Source organism: Sedimentitalea todarodis, assembly GCF_032595355.1.
In the GTDB taxonomy this organism is placed as follows: domain Bacteria; phylum Pseudomonadota; class Alphaproteobacteria; order Rhodobacterales; family Rhodobacteraceae; genus Sedimentitalea; species Sedimentitalea todarodis.
The window spans coordinates 102,426-121,029 of the sequence record NZ_JASMWN010000015.1 but is presented as its reverse complement, the minus strand read 5'-3'; the positions used below and the strand labels follow the sequence as shown (position 1 = coordinate 121,029).

General features: G+C 59.1%; 16 protein-coding genes, 1 pseudogene and 1 other annotated feature. Of the genes and pseudogenes, 12 read left to right on the top strand and 5 right to left on the bottom strand.

Annotated elements, in window-relative coordinates; translation table 11 throughout:
• Nucleotides 1-7: 7 nt before the first annotated feature.
• From QO231_RS17400 to QO231_RS26170, 5 genes and pseudogenes are all read left to right on the top strand, one after another.
• Nucleotides 8-835, top strand: a complete 828-nt coding sequence (locus tag QO231_RS17400; protein ID WP_316779263.1) for an amidohydrolase family protein — start codon at nt 8-10, stop codon at nt 833-835.
• Between the two features lie 111 nt (nt 836-946).
• On the top strand, nt 947-1,336 hold the full coding sequence (locus QO231_RS17395; protein WP_316779261.1) for a ribbon-helix-helix domain-containing protein: 390 nt from the start codon (nt 947-949) through the stop codon (nt 1,334-1,336).
• Nucleotides 1,337-1,854: 518 nt separating this feature from the next.
• Nucleotides 1,855-2,816, top strand: a pseudogene (locus tag QO231_RS17390) (IS5 family transposase).
• Nucleotides 2,817-2,863: 47 nt separating this feature from the next.
• Nucleotides 2,864-3,196, top strand: coding sequence for a transposase (locus tag QO231_RS26175; RefSeq protein WP_394356619.1), 333 nt, complete (start codon nt 2,864-2,866; stop codon nt 3,194-3,196).
• Nucleotides 3,151-3,267, top strand: a sequence feature (AL1L pseudoknot). Its footprint overlaps the gene before it by 46 nt.
• A complete protein-coding gene (locus QO231_RS26170) occupies nt 3,199-3,765 on the top strand; it encodes an IS3 family transposase (RefSeq protein ID WP_394356618.1) in 567 nt (188 codons plus the stop codon). Its footprint overlaps the feature before it by 69 nt.
• Nucleotides 3,766-4,254: 489 nt before the next feature.
• On the opposite strand, the gene QO231_RS17380 is transcribed toward QO231_RS26170, so the two are convergent.
• The 5 genes from QO231_RS17380 to QO231_RS17360 all read right to left on the bottom strand — a co-directional run bounded on the left by QO231_RS17380 (nt 4,255) and on the right by QO231_RS17360 (nt 9,835).
• The gene (locus QO231_RS17380; protein WP_316779259.1) at nt 4,255-5,826 is read right to left on the bottom strand and encodes a GMC family oxidoreductase; all 1,572 of its coding nucleotides are present in this window, start codon (nt 5,824-5,826) and stop codon (nt 4,255-4,257) included.
• Nucleotides 5,827-5,837: 11 nt separating this feature from the next.
• Nucleotides 5,838-6,356 (bottom strand): twin-arginine translocation signal domain-containing protein, encoded by a 519-nt coding sequence (locus QO231_RS17375; RefSeq protein ID WP_316779257.1) that lies wholly within the window; start codon nt 6,354-6,356, stop codon nt 5,838-5,840.
• Between the two features lie 37 nt (nt 6,357-6,393).
• Complete coding sequence (locus tag QO231_RS17370; protein ID WP_316779254.1) at nt 6,394-6,789, bottom strand: VOC family protein; 396 nt, start codon at nt 6,787-6,789, stop codon at nt 6,394-6,396.
• 231 nt (nt 6,790-7,020) lie between these two features.
• Nucleotides 7,021-8,976, bottom strand: coding sequence for a bifunctional 2',3'-cyclic-nucleotide 2'-phosphodiesterase/3'-nucleotidase (locus QO231_RS17365; RefSeq protein ID WP_316779252.1), 1,956 nt, complete (start codon nt 8,974-8,976; stop codon nt 7,021-7,023).
• A gap of 220 nt (nt 8,977-9,196) precedes the next feature.
• On the bottom strand, nt 9,197-9,835 hold the full coding sequence (locus QO231_RS17360; protein WP_316779250.1) for a glutathione S-transferase family protein: 639 nt from the start codon (nt 9,833-9,835) through the stop codon (nt 9,197-9,199).
• 576 nt (nt 9,836-10,411) lie between these two features.
• Here QO231_RS17360 and QO231_RS17355 point away from each other — a divergent pair.
• From QO231_RS17355 to QO231_RS17325, 7 genes are read left to right on the top strand one after another with little or no spacing between them, the layout of a single operon-like run.
• On the top strand, nt 10,412-10,876 hold the full coding sequence (locus tag QO231_RS17355) for a hypothetical protein (RefSeq protein ID WP_316779247.1): 465 nt from the start codon (nt 10,412-10,414) through the stop codon (nt 10,874-10,876).
• Entirely contained in the window at nt 10,873-13,071 is a 2,199-nt protein-coding gene (locus QO231_RS17350) for a 4Fe-4S binding protein (protein ID WP_394356617.1), read from the top strand. The genes QO231_RS17355 and QO231_RS17350 overlap by 4 nt, the downstream gene beginning before the upstream one ends.
• Nucleotides 13,072-13,082: 11 nt before the next feature.
• The gene (gene nosZ / locus QO231_RS17345) at nt 13,083-15,023 is read left to right on the top strand and encodes a TAT-dependent nitrous-oxide reductase (RefSeq protein ID WP_316779245.1); all 1,941 of its coding nucleotides are present in this window, start codon (nt 13,083-13,085) and stop codon (nt 15,021-15,023) included.
• 3 nt (nt 15,024-15,026) lie between these two features.
• A complete protein-coding gene (locus QO231_RS17340; protein ID WP_316779243.1) occupies nt 15,027-16,358 on the top strand; it encodes a nitrous oxide reductase family maturation protein NosD in 1,332 nt (443 codons plus the stop codon).
• Nucleotides 16,324-17,220, top strand: a complete 897-nt coding sequence (locus tag QO231_RS17335; RefSeq protein ID WP_316779241.1) for an ABC transporter ATP-binding protein — start codon at nt 16,324-16,326, stop codon at nt 17,218-17,220. Before QO231_RS17340 ends, QO231_RS17335 begins: the two co-directional genes overlap by 35 nt.
• The gene (locus QO231_RS17330) at nt 17,217-18,041 is read left to right on the top strand and encodes an ABC transporter permease (protein WP_316779239.1); all 825 of its coding nucleotides are present in this window, start codon (nt 17,217-17,219) and stop codon (nt 18,039-18,041) included. The genes QO231_RS17335 and QO231_RS17330 overlap by 4 nt, the downstream gene beginning before the upstream one ends.
• Entirely contained in the window at nt 18,038-18,604 is a 567-nt protein-coding gene (locus QO231_RS17325) for a nitrous oxide reductase accessory protein NosL (RefSeq protein WP_316779235.1), read from the top strand. Before QO231_RS17330 ends, QO231_RS17325 begins: the two co-directional genes overlap by 4 nt.

Genomic DNA, 18,604 nt, shown 5'->3' with positions numbered 1-18,604 from the left:
AGAGACGATGGTTATCGATACACATCAACATTTCTGGAAACTCGACCGCGGAGACTATGGCTGGCTGACACCAGAACTGGAGGCGCTCTATCGCGATTTCCTGCCTCAGGATCTGAAGCCTTTGCTCGACGCTGCGGGTATTCATGGAACAATCGCCGTTCAGGCGGCCGACACCGAGGCCGAAACCAAGTTCCTGCTGTCTCTCGCTGACGAATACGACTGGATTCACGGCGTGGTGGGATGGGTCGATCTTGAGGCGAAAACGGCTCCTGATTCCATCGCTCGGCTTGCAGCACATCCAAAACTCGTCGGCCTGCGCCCGATGATTCAGGACATTCCCGATGACAGATGGATGTTGCGCGATACGCTGGGCCGCGGCATCGCGGCGATGGTCGACCACAACCTGACATTTGACGCTTTGGTAATGCCGCGCCACCTGAAACACCTGCTGGTGTTTCTTGCAAAGTACCCTGATCTGCGCGTGGTAGTGGACCATTGTGCCAAACCGGAAATCCGCAACAACGCTTTTGATGTCTGGGCGCGTGATCTGAAGGACATCGCGCAGGACGAGCGCGTGTTCTGCAAGGTCTCAGGCCTGGTAACCGAAGCGGCTCAGAACTGGAGTGAAGCGGATCTCAAACCCTTCATCGGCCATGTATTGGAAGTGTTCCCCGAGAGGCGGCTGCTGTTCGGCAGCGATTGGCCGGTCCTGAACCTCGCCTCGGACTACCAGACATGGAAAGATATCGCGGTCCAGAGCCACCAAGCAAAAGGGCGAAGGGGCATTCCGGACTATGCGGCAGAGGCCTATCCGCGCATTTCCACAAGAGGCTAGGCCGGTTCCAGCACTTTCGCGACAGGCCGTTCGGTGGGGTGAATGTCAGGCTATCTTGCGCCCGGCATATGGGCTAGCATTTCAACGCGATCATCGTGAGGGGGGAAAGAAATGTGCAGACTGTTTATCGGAGCGGACCCGGATCTTTGGGCCAGCCAGACGCGCTCTATCCGCATGGAAGGAATGGTGACCAGTGTCCGGCTGGAAAACATGTTCTGGATGATCCTCGAAGAAATTGCTGCCGCAGACGATATGAACGTGCCGCAACTCCTTCATCAGCTTTACAATGAGTCGATTGATGAGGGGCATGATCTCGGCAATTTCACATCCTTCCTGCGCGTGTGTTGCCTTCGTCAAATTGATCTTCAACTCAAGGGTCTGATCCCGACTCAGCACTCGGACGGGTTCGATATGTTGCCCGCCGAGGAAATCCTCAAGATCGAAGCGGAGAACAATCGCAAACGCGGGTCCAGAAAGTCGGTTCCCAAAGGGCAGCACTGACGATAACACCGCAGAGACAAAAAAGGCCCTGCGGTAAAATTGGCTCATTCCGGAATTTGGGACATGAAGATGCCCCCGGCAAAAACCTTGCCGGGGGCATTTGTTCTTGCATCTTTTTGACCTGTTAGTTTTTCAGTTGGTTGGCCCAGCAATAGCACACCGGGCCTCATGCGTAGCTACAATATGCGGAAGCCCTTGCTTTGCGACCTGCTGGCTTCTTGGCTTCAGGATTCAAGTGCCACACCCAGAGTCCCGAGCGCTTTGGATGTTGCGATGGACAGACGATACAAACACCTCAATAGCGAGGAACGTGGCGTGATTTTTGCCGAGCACTCATCCGTGGCCGTGGGGACGATGGCCATCAGCCCGGTGTCAGCGCGTTGCAGCAATGACGCGCGGCGGTTGCGAAGCCGGCGTCCTCGCAGGCTGATCAAAGGCAGCGCGCTGCATATCTGGGTCAGGGGAAGCTGGAGCATTTGCGCTGGTCAGCGGGGAAGATCGCAGACAGGCTCAGGACCATGCATCCCGATGATCCCGATCAGCGCGTCTGCCACGCGACGATCTATGCCGCGATCTACGCACAACCGCGCGGCGGACTGAAGGCGGCGATGATCCAGGCATTGCGACAGAGGAAGCCGGCGCGGGGTCGGCGGCGATGTCTAAGTGACGCGGCCATTCAGACCTGCCTCACCTTGAAGGTGTTGTTTGGCATGCCGCTTCGGCAGACGAGCGGGTTCGTGCAGAGCCTGTTGCGGCTGGTCGGGCTGAACTGGCCGGTGCCAGATTTCAGCACCCTATGTCGTCGCCAGCAAACGCTGAATGTGGTCTACCGAGTAGCGGCTCCAAATGCCCGCTGAACCTGCTCATCCCCTCTCGTGACATTGCTGCGCAATGCACTGCCGGGCAGTGGACAGCACCGGTATCAAAGCGGAGGGTGCAGGCGAATGGAACGCCCGCAAGCACGGTGGCCCGAAACGCAGGGTTTGGGCAAGATACACACAGGGATTGATGAGGAGACGCTGGAGGCGCGGGCCGTCGACGTCACCAGCAGCAATGTTGACGACGCTCCGATGTTGCCGGAGTTGCTGCACCAAATTCCACATGACCAGGACATTGGTAGCGTCACCGCCCCCTCTCGGCAGATCGCTACGCATTCGCCTGCCGGGCAATGGACGGCGCTTATGACACCCGAAAATGCCATGAAGCAATTGCCGCACGTGATGCTCATGCCATCGTGCCGCCCCGCAAGAATGCCAAGCCCTGGAAGCCTGCCAGCGTCGGTGCCGTCGCGCGCAACGAGGCGGTACAGGCATCACATTATCTGGGCCGTGCGCTCTGGCGAAGATGGAGTGGATATCACCGCAGGAGCCGTGTCGAGAGCAAGATGAATTGTATCAAGTTGTCGGGTCAATCACTCATGGCCTGCGATTTTGATCGGCAGGTCGCGGACATCCAAATCCGCATCGCTGCCCGCAACTGAACCGCCCCGGGTTTAGCGGAGAGTAAAACTCTCCAAGGATGGACCCTATGACACAGAGAAAACACACCCCGACTTACACGGCTGAATTCCGCGCGCGCGGCGTCCGGCTTTTCCATGAACAACGCTCCGAATATCGCAGCGACAATGGTGCTCATAAAGCGATTGCACCTAAGCTGGGTTGTTCGCCCGATAGCCTGCGTGCGTGGTGCCGACAGGCGGAACGCGATTCCGGCGCCCGCGACGGGCCGATCAGTGAAGAGAAAGCCCGGGTCAAGGAATTTGAGCGCGAGGTCCGGGAACTGCGTCAAGCCAATGAGATACTGAAGGAGGCTTCTGCCTATTTTGCGCAGGTGGAGCTCGACCGCCCGTTCAGGAAATGATCTTGTTCATCGATGATCATCGCGCGGACTTTGGTGTCGGGTCGATCTGCAAAGTCCTGCCGGTCGCACCATCGTCTTATTATGCTCATATGGCCGTCAGACGTGATCCTGAATGTGCCTCAATCAGGGCGCGCCAAGATGTGGCGGACAGCAAGGAAATTCGGCGCGTTCACGATGAAAGCCGTGGCCGCTATGGTGCCCGAAAGGTTTGGCACCAGCTCAGGCGCGAGGGCCGCGACATTGCCCGCTGTACGGTCGAACGTCTTATGAAAGCGATGGAATTACAGGGTGTTGTTCGCGGCAAAAAAGCCATCACGACCAACCCGGATATCTCTCAGCCTTGCCCGGACGACAAAGTGAACCGCGAATTCAAAGCGCAGTCGCCAAACCAGCTCTGGGTCAGCGATTTCACTTATGTATCCACATGGCAGGGCATGGTTTACGTCGCATTTGTTGTCGACGTCTTCTCTCGAACGGTTGTCGGCTGGCGTGTATCAATGTCGATGACGACAGCCTTCGTCCTCTGCTGTGCTCCTGGTCCCTTGAAGGCCGGCAAAGAAAAATCCTGAGCAACTCCAGAGTTCCCACAATCCGGATCACCATAGGTGTTCAGGTTGATTTTGGACGAAAAAGGAGGGTAAGCTACCTCCGAGGACAGTTGCGGAAGACTCTTGACCATCAGACCTTCCTGTTTTCTGAACATCAAGATAGCCTCCGTGGGCCGACTGCGATATTGGCCAGATTTGGAAAATCTGAAGCTCTGGCGCGCATCTTTTTCGAATGTGTGGTCAAGGAACCTTTCTCCCTCAGAACCCGTTCCTTCACTAAATAATTTCTTGCCCCAAAATCGAACGCCTACCGAGAAATAGTCTCGATAGGCGCTGTAGTTGTGACCCGGATGCCGGAATGAGCCACGGCAAAATGCGGAGCCTTTCGGTTTCACGTCGGGTGCGCCTTGGGGCAATTCGCGCCAACCCTAAACCACCCAACGCTGCCTGAACTGATGGGTTTCAGCGCGATAGGTGATAGCAGATGCCCCAAGTTTGACGCGTATTGCCCTAGAGGTTGCCCTTGGTCATCTCGCCCGCGATGTAGTCCGCCTGACGGATGGCCAGCGCCACAATGGTCAGCGTCGGGTTCTCGGACGCGCCCGTCGTGAATTGCGATCCGTCCGAAATGTAGAGGTTGTCGATGTCGTGGGTGCGCCCCCATTTGTTGACAACCCCATCCTTTGCGTCGGCGGACATCCGGTTGGTGCCCAGGTTGTGCGTCGACGGGTAGGGTGGCGTCGGGAAGATGCGCGTCGCCCCGACGGCTTCGTAAACCGCAGCCCCTTGCTTGTAGGCATGTTCGCGCATGGCGATGTCGTTGGCGTGATCGGAGAAGTTGACGTTCGCCACGGGCAGACCCCATTGATCGGTCACATCCGAGTTGAGGGTCACGCGGTTGCTTTCCTGTGGCATGTCCTCGCCCACCAACCACATGCCGGCCATGTTTTCATAGGCATCCAGCGCGGTGGTAAAGCCACGGCCCCACGCCCCCGGGTTCAGGAAGGCGGCCATGAAAGGCAGGCCGAGCGACAAGGTCTCCATCTCGTAGCCGCCGACGAAACCGCGACTTGGATCATGACGGGACTCGTCCTGGATGATCCCCGCCATCGTGGTGCCACGCCACATCTTTACGGGTTGATCGAATGTGGCATAGACCGAACCGGTCATGTGGCGCATGTAGTTCTTGCCGACCATTCCCGAAGAGTTCGCCAAACCATCTGGGAACATCGAGCTGGCCGAGTTGAGCAGCATGCGCGGGCTCTCAAAGGAGTTGCCCGCCACGCAGACCACGCGCGCTTGTTGCAGGTTCAGGTTGCCGTCCTTGTCGAAGTATTCGACGCCGGTCACCTTGCCTGCCTCGTCATGCAGGATCCGGGCGACATGTGCATGCTCGCGCACCTCGAGATTGCCCGTAGCCTCGCCGCGCGGTATGTCGGTGTAGGCGGAGGACCATTTCGCACCCCACTTGCAGCCCTGAAAACAAAAGCCGGTCTGTTGACAGGCGAGCCGGTCATCATTGTCTGCGCTGTTGATGGCCATGCGGCCTGTGTTGACCTTTTCATAGCCGAGCGCCTTCGCGCCCTTCTCAAAGACCAGATAGTTGTTGTTTCCCGGCAGGCCGGCGCGATCGCCGGTCCGTGTAACACCGAGCTTGTCTTCTGCCTTAGTGTAGTAGGGGGCCATTTCTTCGCCATCGATGGGCCAGTTCAGGAGGTTAGCGCCTTCGACCTCGCCATAGGTGGTGCGTGCTTTCCACTCGTGATCCTGAAAACGCAATGAGGCGCCAGCCCAGTGAGTGGTGGTTCCGCCAACGGCCTTGACGATCCATGCGGGCAGACCGGAAAAGTCCTTGGCCACGCGCCAGTCACCCGAGGTTGTGCGTTTGTCGAGCCAGGCCAACTGACCGAAGCTCTCCCATTCGTCATTGACGAAATCATCGGGCAGGTACCGACCGCCAGCCTCCAGCGCGACAACTTTCACGCCCTTTTGTGCCAGTTCATTGGCCAATACGCCGCCGCCGGCACCGGTGCCGATCACAACGACCACGCTGTCATCAGTCATGTCAAATTTAGCAACCATGATCTGTCTCCCTACAGCCAGTTGATGTCGTTGAAACCACGGTCGATATAGCCGCCCAGGCTATATGACTCGCCTTCGTAGCCAAAGATCGACCAAACCGCTTTCTGGTTGTAGAGCCCTGTCACAAGCCCGCCGCGTACCGTCTGGAAAAAGGCGTCATCTTCGATTTGCTTGAGCAGGGCGACGCGGTTGTCTTCCCATTTGGTGACAAGATAACTGTCGGCACCCGCAGCCTGCGCCAGTTCATCAAGCTTGGCCACGCCTTGCGCGACAACCTCTTTGCTGTCCTCGCTGTCATAGCCCTTGACGGCGATCACGTAATACTCGTCACCGACCTTGTCGTGCGGGTAGATATCGCGCGCCATCTGGATGAGTGTCGCCATCTGATGCTCGGTGATTGTTGTCACTTCGAGCGCCCATGCTGCGTTCGGCGCTGCGATAAAGCCTGTGCCGACAACCGCAACCCCGCCTGCGGCGATGGCGCGTTGCAATAGCTGGCGTCGGTTCAAGTCTCTTGCTGGTATGTGCATAGTCAAGATTTCCTCCCTTGGCTGACTGTTTTTGGTGTTATTGGAAGCGTCCATGACGCTGCATGACCTCGATCTCGTACCCGTCCGGATCCTGCACAAAGAAAAAACGGGCAAGCCGTTTGCCCTCCTGCTGGAAATCGACGATCTTGCGCAGTGAAAATCCGGCCGCCTCGAACCGGGTGTGTTCAGCGTCGAGATCGTCGACGACAAAGGCGATATGCCCGTACCCGTTGCCGAGATCGTAAGGGTCGGTCTGGTCCTTGTTGATCGTCAGTTCGAGTTCGAACGTGTTTTCAGGGTTCGACAGGTACACCAGAGTAAACCCCTCGAAATCGAGCCGGTCCGCAACTTCCAATCCGAAAGCGCGCGCGTAGAAATCCAGTGACCGGGTTTCATCAAGGACCCGTATCATTGAGTGAACAAGTTTTGCCAAGACATCCTCCGCGTTACGTCTGTGTTGTGCGGAACCTTAGCGCAACAGGAATTGGAACGGGTATTATGTGGATACTACCTGCAAGAGCGGTGCGGCGAACGCGTAGCCGCTTGACGGATTTCCATGTGACCGGGGCGTGTCACATCCGCCTTCATTGCCGATAGACGACCGGCAACGCGGCTTTCAGGACGGTCTTTCGGGTTCGCCGTCAGTGGTCGAACACCAGAGCCGTCAGAGTGAGATTCGAAAGCGCGCAAAACCGTTGGGGCCATCTCCGGCTTCTTCGATCTTTGCGTCCACCTGATCGAGATAGGCCTTGGCTGCCGGGCCGGTGTCAAACAGGACCGTTGTGCCTTCCATCGGGGCAAAGGACCAGTTGCCTTCGGCGCGCGGGCTGATCGTGCCCTTTTCGACGATATAGCGCACGATGACATCGCGGTTGGTGTCGGGGCCTTCGAATATGGTGGTGTCCGGTGTCGCCCCCGGAAAGCTGCCACCACCGCTTGCACGGTAGTTGTTCGTCGCGATGATGAACTCTGCCGCCATGTCCAGCGGCGCGCCGTTGTAGCGCAGGTTGACGATCCGATTTGCGGTTGCATCCAGCAGCTCGCCTTTGAGGTCATATTTCGACGGCTGCGACAGATCGATCTGGTAGGTGACTCCATCAATCACATCAAAGTTGTAGCTGGGGAACGCGGGGTTCAGCAGCACGACATCCTGCGCGCCGGGTGTGACCTGATTGAAGATGCCGGCAGACCGTTCCAGCCAATCCTTGACCTGCTGCCCGGTGACCCGCACTGCGCGGGCCGTGTTGGGATAGAGATAGAGATCAGAGACGTTCTTGATCGCAACGTCGCCTTTCGGCACGTCGGTAAAGTAATCCGGGCCACCCCGGCCACCCGCCTTGAAGGGGGCCGCCGCGGACAGGATCGGCAAACCTTCGTGCGGTGTGCCCTTCATCATCTGCTCAATATACCAAAGCTGCGCGATGGAAACGATCTGGACCGAGGGATCATCTGCGACCAACGCAAAGTAGCTGTGCAAGGGCGCATCTGTCTTGCCGACGGCGCGACGGACATAGGTCAGCGTCTCGTCATGCTCGGCCTGCACTGATGCCAACACCTCGGGATCGCTTTCAACCAGCGGCGTGACAGAGCGGTCTTCGTTGCGCTCGGCTATCGGGCGCGCCTCGGTTTCGGCGGAAACGATGCGCCAGTCGGTGCCGTCCTTCTCGACCAGCAGGTCGATCAGGCCCATATGGCTCCCCCAAAAGCCGCCCATTGTGGCCGGTGTGCCCATCAACGTGCCGGCATCTACATCTGCCCCGGCGAAATCCGCATAGTCCGGGGATGGAAAGACCAGATGGCTGTGTCCTGTCAGGATTGCGTCAACGCCGTCGAGTCCGGCCAACGGGACCGAGGCGTTTTCCATGCCGTCTGAGGCGTTGGCCGCGCCGATGCCCGAATGGGACAGAACGACAATGATATCTGCGCCCTGTTCCTTCATCTGCGGGACATACGCCTTGGCGGTCTCCAGAATATCCCGCGCTTGCACCTTGCCTTCCAGATGGCGGCGGTCCCAGTTCATGATCTGCGGTGGCACAAACCCTATAAGACCCACCCTGATCGGATGCTCTGCCCCCGATCCATCCGTCACCATTCGGTCGAGAATGACATAGGGCGGGATCAGCGTTTTGTCCTGAGTCGGACCTGCTCCCATTTCCAGGGCGACGTTGGCATTGACGACAGGGAAATTCGCACCGGCCAACGATTTCATAAGAAAGTCGAGACCGTAGTTGAATTCATGGTTGCCAAGGGTCGAGGCATCAAACCCAAGCGTGTTCATGGCCTGGATCACCGGATGCGTGTCGCCGTCCTTCATGCCTCGTTCGTAGGCAATGTAATCTCCCATGGGATTGCCTTGCAGAAAGTCGCCATTATCGATCAGCAGGGAATTAGAGGCTTCATCGCGGATGGCCTGGATCAACGATGCGGTCCGGGCCAACCCGATGGTATCGCGCGGCTTGTCTGCGTAGTAATCATACGGAAAAACATGTACGTGGAGGTCTGTCGTCTCCATGATCCGCAAATGTGCCTGATTGGGTGCGGCATTTGCCGAGAACGGATGCAGCGCGATAAAGCCTGCGGTGCCGGCAAGAAAGCTGCGGCGATCGAGCACAATGGACATTGTTGATACCCCAAAGGTTGGATTCTGCATCGGATGTCATGCGATTGTATCCCTCTGGTGCCATGTAGCAAGCCGCGATAGCGGATGTCTGGCAGTGTCCGGGTTGTCTAGCCCCGACCAAGGTGGGCCTGCGAGCGGCTGGGATCAGCATTGGCTGACGCGCACTGGCGGCGGTATTGGCATGATGCCATGCACAGCATGAGCGAGACACGACAGCCTTTCACGGCAAGGGCACCTCAGACACATATTTGGGCACCTGAAAGCCTCGTTGGACCGCTGGGCGTCCGGCGATACGCACATACCAGTCACGTACATTGGGATAGGCGTTCAGGTCCGTTTCGTGAAACTCGAAGCGTGCGGCCCAAGGCCAGCAGGCCATGTCGGCGATGGAATACTCGCCCCGACCCTCGCCGGCGATGTAGTCACGCCCGTCCAATCGGCTGTTCAGCACGCGGTAGAGCCGACTGGCCTCCGCCAAATACCGGTGTTCGCTGTATTCGGATTTACCCTTGTTGTACTTCACAAAGTGATGAACCTGGCCGAGCATCGGGCCAAAGCCACCCATCTGCCACATCAACCACTCCATCATGCGCCAGTATTCAGCGCCCTGGCACAGAAATTTACCATATTTGTCAGCAAGATATAGCATGATCACGCCGCTTTCCATCAGGGTCTGCCCGGTCTCATGGTCAACAATGGCCGGAATCCGATTGTTGGGCGCGATCTTCAGGAACTCCGGTGCGAATTGCTCGTCCTTGGTGATGTCGATCGCATGGGCGGAGTAGGGCACGCCTAGTTCTTCAAGCAGGATGGAAACCTTGCGTCCATTTGGCGTTGTCCACGAATAAAGGTCGATCATCTTTAGGGGAATCCTTTCGGGTTCAAGGGGGCACTTGCGGGCCAGATTGGCAGGACGCCGATGCTGGTGGGGTCGCAAGTGGTTCGGTCCCCTTGTCTAGGGGAATGTGGCCGGTACCAGGTTTGGGCGCAAGGGCACTTGCAGATCATGACAGCGATTTGCAGGGGCAATCCGTGCGCCTGCAGCACCTACACAGGCGCGGACATCCTGTTGAGAAACCTGGCATCGGTTTAATGGCAGTTTTCGAGAATATTCATCGTTTGTTGCGTTCATGTAGAGCTTTAGTTTGGTGATGTAAGTATAATAAATATAGATATCATATCAAAATTAGTCATGAAGATGAACGACTCCATTACAAACGCTGGACGCGTGTTTTGATCCTGTGACTGAACGAGCGCGCAGGGTTGCACCTCTGGCCAAGGTAGCACTCCGACGTTCTTCGAAATCAGGCAAAACCAACACGCTGAACAGGCGGCACCGGGACTTAGCCCTGCACCGCTCATTTCGTGGAACTTTGTTCTGCGCTGTTTGCGCTTGCACAAATATCGACGTCCAGCAGTTTGCTAGATCGGGGGCATGAAATTCGCAATGCTCCAGATGTTCCGGGCTCTGTTGGTACTGGGCCTTGCCCTATACGGTCCATTGGCCATGGCTGGGGACCGCGCCGAGGGTGCGGTCTTTTCCTCCGAAATCTGTGCCAACGGTGTTGTTGAAGTGCTCTATGTCGATGCCGACGGAACGCCTGTCGAGCCACATGGCGGATGTCTGGATTGCCAGGTCTGCTGCCACATCTCCGTGTCCTTCGCTGGCCCGCCATGCGGCGCGACGCTGAGTCAGGTGCTGATCGACGCGCCGGATAAACCTGGTCTTGCACACGTTTTCCTCATCCAAAAACACATGACCCGCCCCATGCCGCGCGGCCCCCCGGTTGCGCGCCATTCCAAGCCGACCGCACCTGACCTGATCGGGATTGATCAGGTGGCGATCGGCAATCCTGAACTCGGCAGAGGGCGATCCAATTTCAAGGACGCCACTGCATGACGATCCATCGATTCTTCATGACGACCATGGCCCTGTTCGCGGTGATGCTCGTTTGCGCATTGCCGGCGTCGGCGCAATCGGTTCTTTCAAAACTGCTGCCCAAGGTGCAGGCCAGCGACCTTGTGGAAGTGGCCGACGCCTTCGGAACCATCCATCCGGATATCGCGGCGGTGCAGGTGCTCCGGGACGGAGAACGCATCGGGTGGGCCTTCGTCACCTCTGATTTCGTTTCGACCACCGGCTATTCGGGGAAACCCATTCACACGATGGTCGCCGTCGACGATGACGCCCAGGTGATCGGGGTTGAACTGCTCAAACACTCCGAGCCGATTGTCCTGATCGGCATTCCGGATTCCAAGGTAAAGGCATTGGTGGCCGGATACCGGGGTCTCGACCTTGTGGCCGAGGCTGAATCCGGCGGCACCGCGCATGAACTCGACATCATCTCGGGCGCGACTGTCACCATCATGGTGATCGACGATTCCATTATTCGTGCCGGGCTCAAGGTGGTGCGTCAACTGGGGCTGGGCGGGCTCGCGGTGGAGGAGCCCGACACCGGCCCGCGTTTCGAGATCGACCCGGATGCCGAGGCCGCAGCTGACTGGATGACGCTGGAAGGCGACGGGACCCTGCGGCGTCTGTCGCTGGATGTCGGGCAGGTCAACGCTGCGTTTGCCGCGATGGACGATCCGCGCGCGGCCAAGCGGGCCCTGACCGAAGCGCCGGAAACCACGTTCATCGGCATGCAGGTGGCACTTGTGTCGCCCCCGACGATTGCGCGTGCCCTGCTGGGCGACGCACCGGCCGAGAATCTGGAGGATTGGCTAAAAGAGGGTGAACACGCCATCGCCGTGTTCGGGCGAGGGCTCTATTCCTTCAAGGGTTCCGGCTATGTGCGCGGCGGTATTTTCGACCGGATCGTGCTGATCCAGCATGATGTTTCCGTGCGGTTCCGTGACCGCATGCACAAGCGCATCAATTCCACCGCCGCCGATGGTGCACCGGCATTCAACGAGATGGATCTCTTCAAGATTCCGACAGACAGCGGCTTTGACCCGACCGAGCCATTCCGGATCCAGCTTTTGGTACAGCGCGAAGTGGGCGCGATCGAAAAGGTCTTTACCACCTTCGATCTGGGCTATCAGCTACCGGACAAATACCTGCGCCTTGTCGCGCCACCGCCTCCGGCAGAGGTTCCGGCCCAGGTGCAGGAAGTGTCATCGCAAACCGAAAGCGCCGCACAGCAGGCGCTGTGGAAACGCATCTGGGCTGGCAAGAAGGTCGAGATCGCGGTGCTGGGCCTCATGCTTACCGCGCTGACTGGCGCGTTCTTCTTTCAGACCTACGCGACCCGCAATGAACGTGTCTTTTTCTGGTTCCGCATCGGGTTCCTGACGGTCACTCTGGTTTATCTCGGCTGGTATGCCAATGCGCAACTGTCTGTCGTCAATCTGATGGCGCTGTTTGGCTCGCTTGTGTCCGGGTTCAGCTGGCAGGCCTTCCTGCTTGACCCGCTGACTTTCATCCTGTGGTTTTCCATAGCGGCGGCGCTGCTGTTCTGGGGGCGCGGGGCCTATTGCGGCTGGCTGTGCCCGTTCGGCGCGCTGCAGGAACTTCTCAACCGAGTGGCCAGGGCGCTGCACATTCCGCAATGGACATTGCCATGGGGGTTGCACGAACGCCTTTGGCCGTTGAAATACATGATCTTCCTCGGTCTTTTCGGCGTTTCGCTGACCAGTATCGAACAGGCCGAGCGGTTGGCCGAGGTCGAGCCGTTCAAGACCGCGATCATTCTGAACTTTGTCCGTGCCTGGCCATTCGTGGCCTATGCCGTTGCGCTGCTGGTCGCCGGGTTGTTCGTGGAACGCTTTTTCTGCCGCTATCTCTGCCCGCTTGGCGCAGCGCTGGCCATTCCGGCGCGACTTCGGATGTTCGACTGGCTGAAGCGCTATCATGAATGCGGCAACCCCTGTCAGACCTGCGCGCATCAGTGTCCGGTACAGGCGATACATCCGACCGGGGAAATCAACCCGAACGAATGCATCAACTGCCTGCATTGCCAGGTGCTCTATCAATCCACCACCACCTGCCCGGTTGTCATCAAGAAGATCAGGCGGCGCGCCAAGGTCGGCGCGGCACCTGATCTTTCACGGAACCTCGCAGGGCACCCGAACCAACCCAAAACCCAAAACTGAAAGGAAAACCAATGTCCGAGGGAAAGAAACTGCCGATCTCACGACGGAACCTGCTGGGCGCGACTGCCGGAGGTGCCGCGATTGCCGGGGCATTCGGTTCGCGTGCGATGCTGACCGGAACGGCCGTTGCAGGCGCCGCCACGCTGGCGGGCGCCACAAGCGCGCGCGCCGCTGCCGGTGCCGAGGTCGGTCCGGGGCAGCTCGACGAATTCTATGGGTTCTGGTCGTCGGGCCAATGCGGCGAAATGCGGATTCTCGGGATCCCGTCGATGCGCGAACTGATGCGCGTGCCGGTGTTCAACACCTGCTCGGCGACAGGGTGGGGCATCACCAATGAATCAAAGAAGATCCTGACCGAAGGGCTGCTGCCCAAGACCAAGGAATACCTCGCCGCAAACGGTCTCGAGTTCCCACCCAATGGCGATCTGCACCATCCGCACATGTCCTTTACAGAGGGCACATATGACGGCCGCTTTCTGTTCATGAACGACAAGGCCAACACCCGCGTCGCGCGGGTGCGGTGCGACGTGATGAAATGCGACAAGATCATCGAGATTCCCAACGCCAAGGCGATCCATGGCCTGCGCCCGCAGAAGTGGCCGCGCACCAACTATGTCTTCTGCAATGGCGAAGACGAAGTGCCGATGGTCAATGACGGCCAGATCCTGGATGAGCCGGAAAAATATGTGAATTTCTACACGGCCATCAACGCCGACGAAATGACCGTGGCATGGCAGGTGATGGTGACCGGAAACCTCGACAACACCGATTGTGACTATGACGGCAAATATGCCTTCTCGACCTCCTACAATTCGGAAATGGGCATGACCTTGGCCGAGATGACAGAGGCCGACATGGACCATGTTGTTGTCTTCAACATTGCGGAAATCGAGAAAGGCATCGCAAACGGCGACTTTCAGGAGCTGAACGGTGTCAAGGTTCTGGACGGGCGCAAGGGGCAGAACAACAAGTATACCCGCTATATCCCGATCCCGAACAACCCGCATGGCTGCAACATGGCGCCGGACAAGATTCACCTGTGCATCGCGGGCAAACTGTCGCCCACGGTGTCGGTGATCGACGTGCGCAAGCTGGATGCGGTGTTCAACGAGGATGCCGATCCGCGCAGTGTCGTGGTTGCGGAACCGGAACTGGGGCTCGGGCCGCTTCACACCTGTTTCGACGGGCAGGGCAATTGTTTCACCACGCTGTTCCTGGACAGCCAGGTGGTCAAGTGGAACCTCGAAAAGGCGATCCAGCTCTTCAATGGCGAAGACGTGAATCCGATCATCACCAAACAGGACGTGCATTACCAGCCCGGCCACAACTCGACTGTCATGGGCGAAACACTTGACGCCAGCGGCAAATACTACCTGACGATGAACAAGTTCTCCAAGGACCGGTTCCTCAATGTCGGCCCGCTGAAGCCGGAGAACGAACAGCTGTTCGCGATCGACGGCGACAAGATGACCCTGATCCACGACGGGCCGACCTTTGCCGAACCGCACGACTCGATCCTTGTCGATCCTTCCAAGGTCAACCCGCGGTCTGTCTGGGACCGCAACGACCCGATGTGGGCCGATGCCCGCAAACAGGCCGAGGCGGACGGCGTCGATCTGGATGACTGGCAAGACACCATTATCCGCGACGGAAACAAGGTGCGCGTCTATATGTCCAGCAACGCGCCGGCATTCTCGCTTGAAACCTTCACAGTCGAGCAAGGCAACGAGGTGACGGTCTATGTGACCAACCTCGACGACATCGACGACTTGACCCACGGGTTCACCTTGGGCAATCACGGTCTCGCGATGGAGATCGGGCCACTGGCGACTTCATCGGTGACGTTTGTCGCCAGCCAGCCCGGGGTTTACTGGTACTACTGCCAATGGTTCTGTCACGCGCTCCACATGGAGATGCGCGGCCGGATGTTCGTCGAACCAAAGGCAAGCTGAGCCATGTTGCGTCCTCTGATCCTCGTGCTGTCATTGCTGATCGCTCTGCCCCTCTGGGCCGCAGAGACCAGCGTGCTGCCGGGATCGGGGAACCTTGCAAATGCCATCGCCGGGGCAGAACCCGGCGATGTGCTGATCCTTGAGCCGGGTCACCACCAAGCCCCGGTTGTGATCGACCGGCCGCTGACTCTGACCGGACGGGACGGGGCGGTCATCGACGCATCGGGGCAGGGCACCGTCTTGACCATAGACGCCGCCGATGTCACGATCCGGGATCTGACCGTGACCGGATCCGGGCAGGACAGCCAGGCATTGGATGCCGGGATCAAGATCCTCAAGAAAGCCGACCGCGCGGTGATCGAAAACAACCGCCTGCTGGGCAACCTGCACGGGGTCGACGTGCATGGTGGACGGGATGCGCAGGTGCGGAACAACGTCATCGAGGGGACACGCAACCCACGGATGAACGATCGCGGCAACGGCATCTATGTCTGGAATTCTCCGGGAACGCTGGTCGAGGGCAACGCGGTCCGGTGGGGCCGCGACGGGATCTTTTCGAACGCATCCCGCACCGGCATCTACCGCAACAACCTGTTCCGCGATCTCCGATTTGCCGTGCACTACATGTACACCAACGACTCCGAAGTGTCGGGGAACGTGTCGATCGGGAACCATCTGGGCTATGCTATCATGTTCTCCAACAAGGTGGTGGTGAAGGACAATCTCAGCCTGTCCGACATCAGCCACGGCGTCATGCTGAACTATGCCAACAATGCCGATGTATCCGGGAACCTCGTGCGCGGCGGGGCCAACCGCTGCACCTTCATCTACAATGCCCACAAGAACCTGATCTATGGCAATCGGTTCGAGGGCTGTAATATCGGCATCCATTTCACTGCAGGATCAGAGCGTAACGTGTTGACAGAAAATGCTTTCATCGGCAGCCGGACTCAGGTGAAATACGTCGGGACCCGCGATATCGAATGGAGCTATGACGGGCGCGGCAACTACTGGTCGGACAACCCCGGATTCGACCTTGGCGGGGACGGGATCGCCGACAGCGCCTTTCGCCCCAATGACCTGATGGACCACATCCTGTGGTCGCAACCCGCGGCCTCGCTCCTGACCGGGGCGCCCGTGGTGCAGTTGATCCGATGGGCGCAATCCAGTTTTCCCGCGACATTGCCCGGCGGCGTGGTCGACAGCGCGCCGCTGATGACGGCACCCGGCATCCCTGTGCCACCCGAGTACGCGGCGATGGAAGCCGAGGCGGCAGCCAGACGAAATGAAAGTGACCTTGATGACTTCGACGTTGACGATCTCGCATCTCACTAAGACGTTTGACGGGGTCGCGGCCCTGTCCGATGTCTCGCTGCGCGTGGCGCCTGGAGAGCGTGTGGCGCTGCTTGGCCACAATGGTGCCGGCAAATCCACCCTGATGAAGATCATCCTTGGCCTGATCACACCGGACAGCGGCGACGTATCGGTCTGCGGCGCGGTTCCCGGGCGGGCCGCTGCACGTGCGCAGGTTGCATATCTGCCGGAAAACGCGACCTTTCATCCCGCGCTGACCGGCGTGGAACAGGTCAGTCATTTCATGCGGTTGCGCAATCTGAACCCTTCGGGCGCAATGGCCGTGCTTGACCGCGTCGGGCTGGCGATTGCCGCCAAACGCCGGATTGGCACCTATTCAAAGGGTATGCGCCAGCGCGTCGGGTTGGCCCAGGCCTTGATCGGACATCCCCGCCTGCTGGTGCTGGACGAACCCACCAGCGGTCTTGATCCCGTGTCGCGGCGCGATTTCTACGAATTGCTCGACGCACTGGCCGCTGATGGTGCCGCGATCCTTCTGTCGAGCCACGCCCTGACCGAGGTCGAAGCGCGGACTGATCGTCTGCTGATCCTGTCCGGCGGTCAAATGGTAGCAGAGGGCACCCTGCCGCAATTGCGGCGCGAGGCCGCGCTGCCGGTTGCGATGCATGTCACCGCGCTCAATGGGTACGAACCGGACATTCTGGCGGCATTGCCCGGCGCGATCCGGGTGGATGGTGGGCTGCAACTGACCTGCACGCAGGACAGCAAACTCGAAACGCTGGCGCGCATTTCCGCGCTGCAATCCAAGGTCGCGGATTTCGACGTGGTCCCGCCTAGTCTTGAAGACATCTACAGCCACTTCAGCCGGAGGGACGGCCAATGATCCGGCGCATCCTCTCGACCGCCCTGACCGAAATGCATATCGCACGACGCAATCGCTGGGTGTTGATCGCGATATTGCTGATGGTGGTCTTTTCACTGGTTCTGTCGGCTGCCGGGTCCGCGCCGACCGGGGCACTCGGGGCGGACCGCCTGTCTGTTGTCGTGGCCTCGCTGACGTCCCTGTCGGTCTATCTGGTGCCCCTGGTGGCGCTGCTGATGTCATTCGACGCCGTGGCAGGTGAAATCGAACGCGGGACATTGCCGTTGCTGTTGACCTACCCGATTGCCCGGTGGGAGGTGCTGGCGGGAAAACTGTTGGCCCATACGACGATCATGATCGTGGCGATCCTTGCAGGATATGGTGTCGCGGCGGCAATCACATTTTCATCAGACCCCGACGCCGTCGCCGGGCTGGGAGCGCTCTGGCGGCTGACCTGGACATCTGTCTTGCTCGGCGCCACCTTTCTGGGGGTTGGTTACGCCCTGTCCTCCATGGCACGCCGGGTTTCCGGCGCTGCGGGGCTGGCAATCGGGTTGTGGCTGGGCCTCGTGGTGCTTTATGATCTGGGTTTGCTGGCGGCGGTGGTGGCCGACGAAGGCGGCACCTTCACGACCGATATCTTTCCTGTCGCATTGCTCGCCAATCCGGCCGACGCGTTCCGCCTCTTCAACCTGAGCGCTGCACAGGCCATGGCAGCGTCATCGGGTGTCGGCGGCGCGGCAAATGCAATCCCGCAATGGCAATCCCTGTTATCCGTATTGCTCTGGCCGCCGGTCGCACTGGGCCTGGCCGCCTTGTCGTTTCGAAGGGTTGAACCATGAGGATCGCGCTGTTTGCATTGGGGCTGCTGGCGCTGACGGCCTGCAAGGAAGAGGCGGCGCAGGACATTGCCGCCCTGCCGCTCACCGAAGATGCTGTCGGACATTATTGCCAGATGAACCTGCTGGAACATGACGGTCCCAAGGCGCAAGCACATCTGGGCGGGCTGCCCGGTGCGCCGCTGTTTTTCAGCCAGGTCCGGGATGCCGTGGCCTATATGCGGATGCCCGAACAGAGCCACGACATTCTGGCCGTCTGGGTCAGTGACATGGCGGCTCCGGGGGCTCGCTGGGACGCGCCCGGCGCGACCAACTGGATTGCTGCCAACGACGCAATCTATGTGGTAGGAGGGACGGCTGTTGGCGGCATGGGCGCGCCCGAAATCGTTCCCTTTTCAGATCCGGACAGCGCCACCCGTTTCGCGGCTGCCAATGGAGGGCAGGCCATGCGGCTGGATGAAATCCCGGACAGCGCCGTTCTGGCCCCTGTTGATCTTGGTGTGGCCGCCGAGGATGCCGATTTTCAGGCCCGCCTGCGCGCCCTGACGCGCAAACCCGGAGAGTAG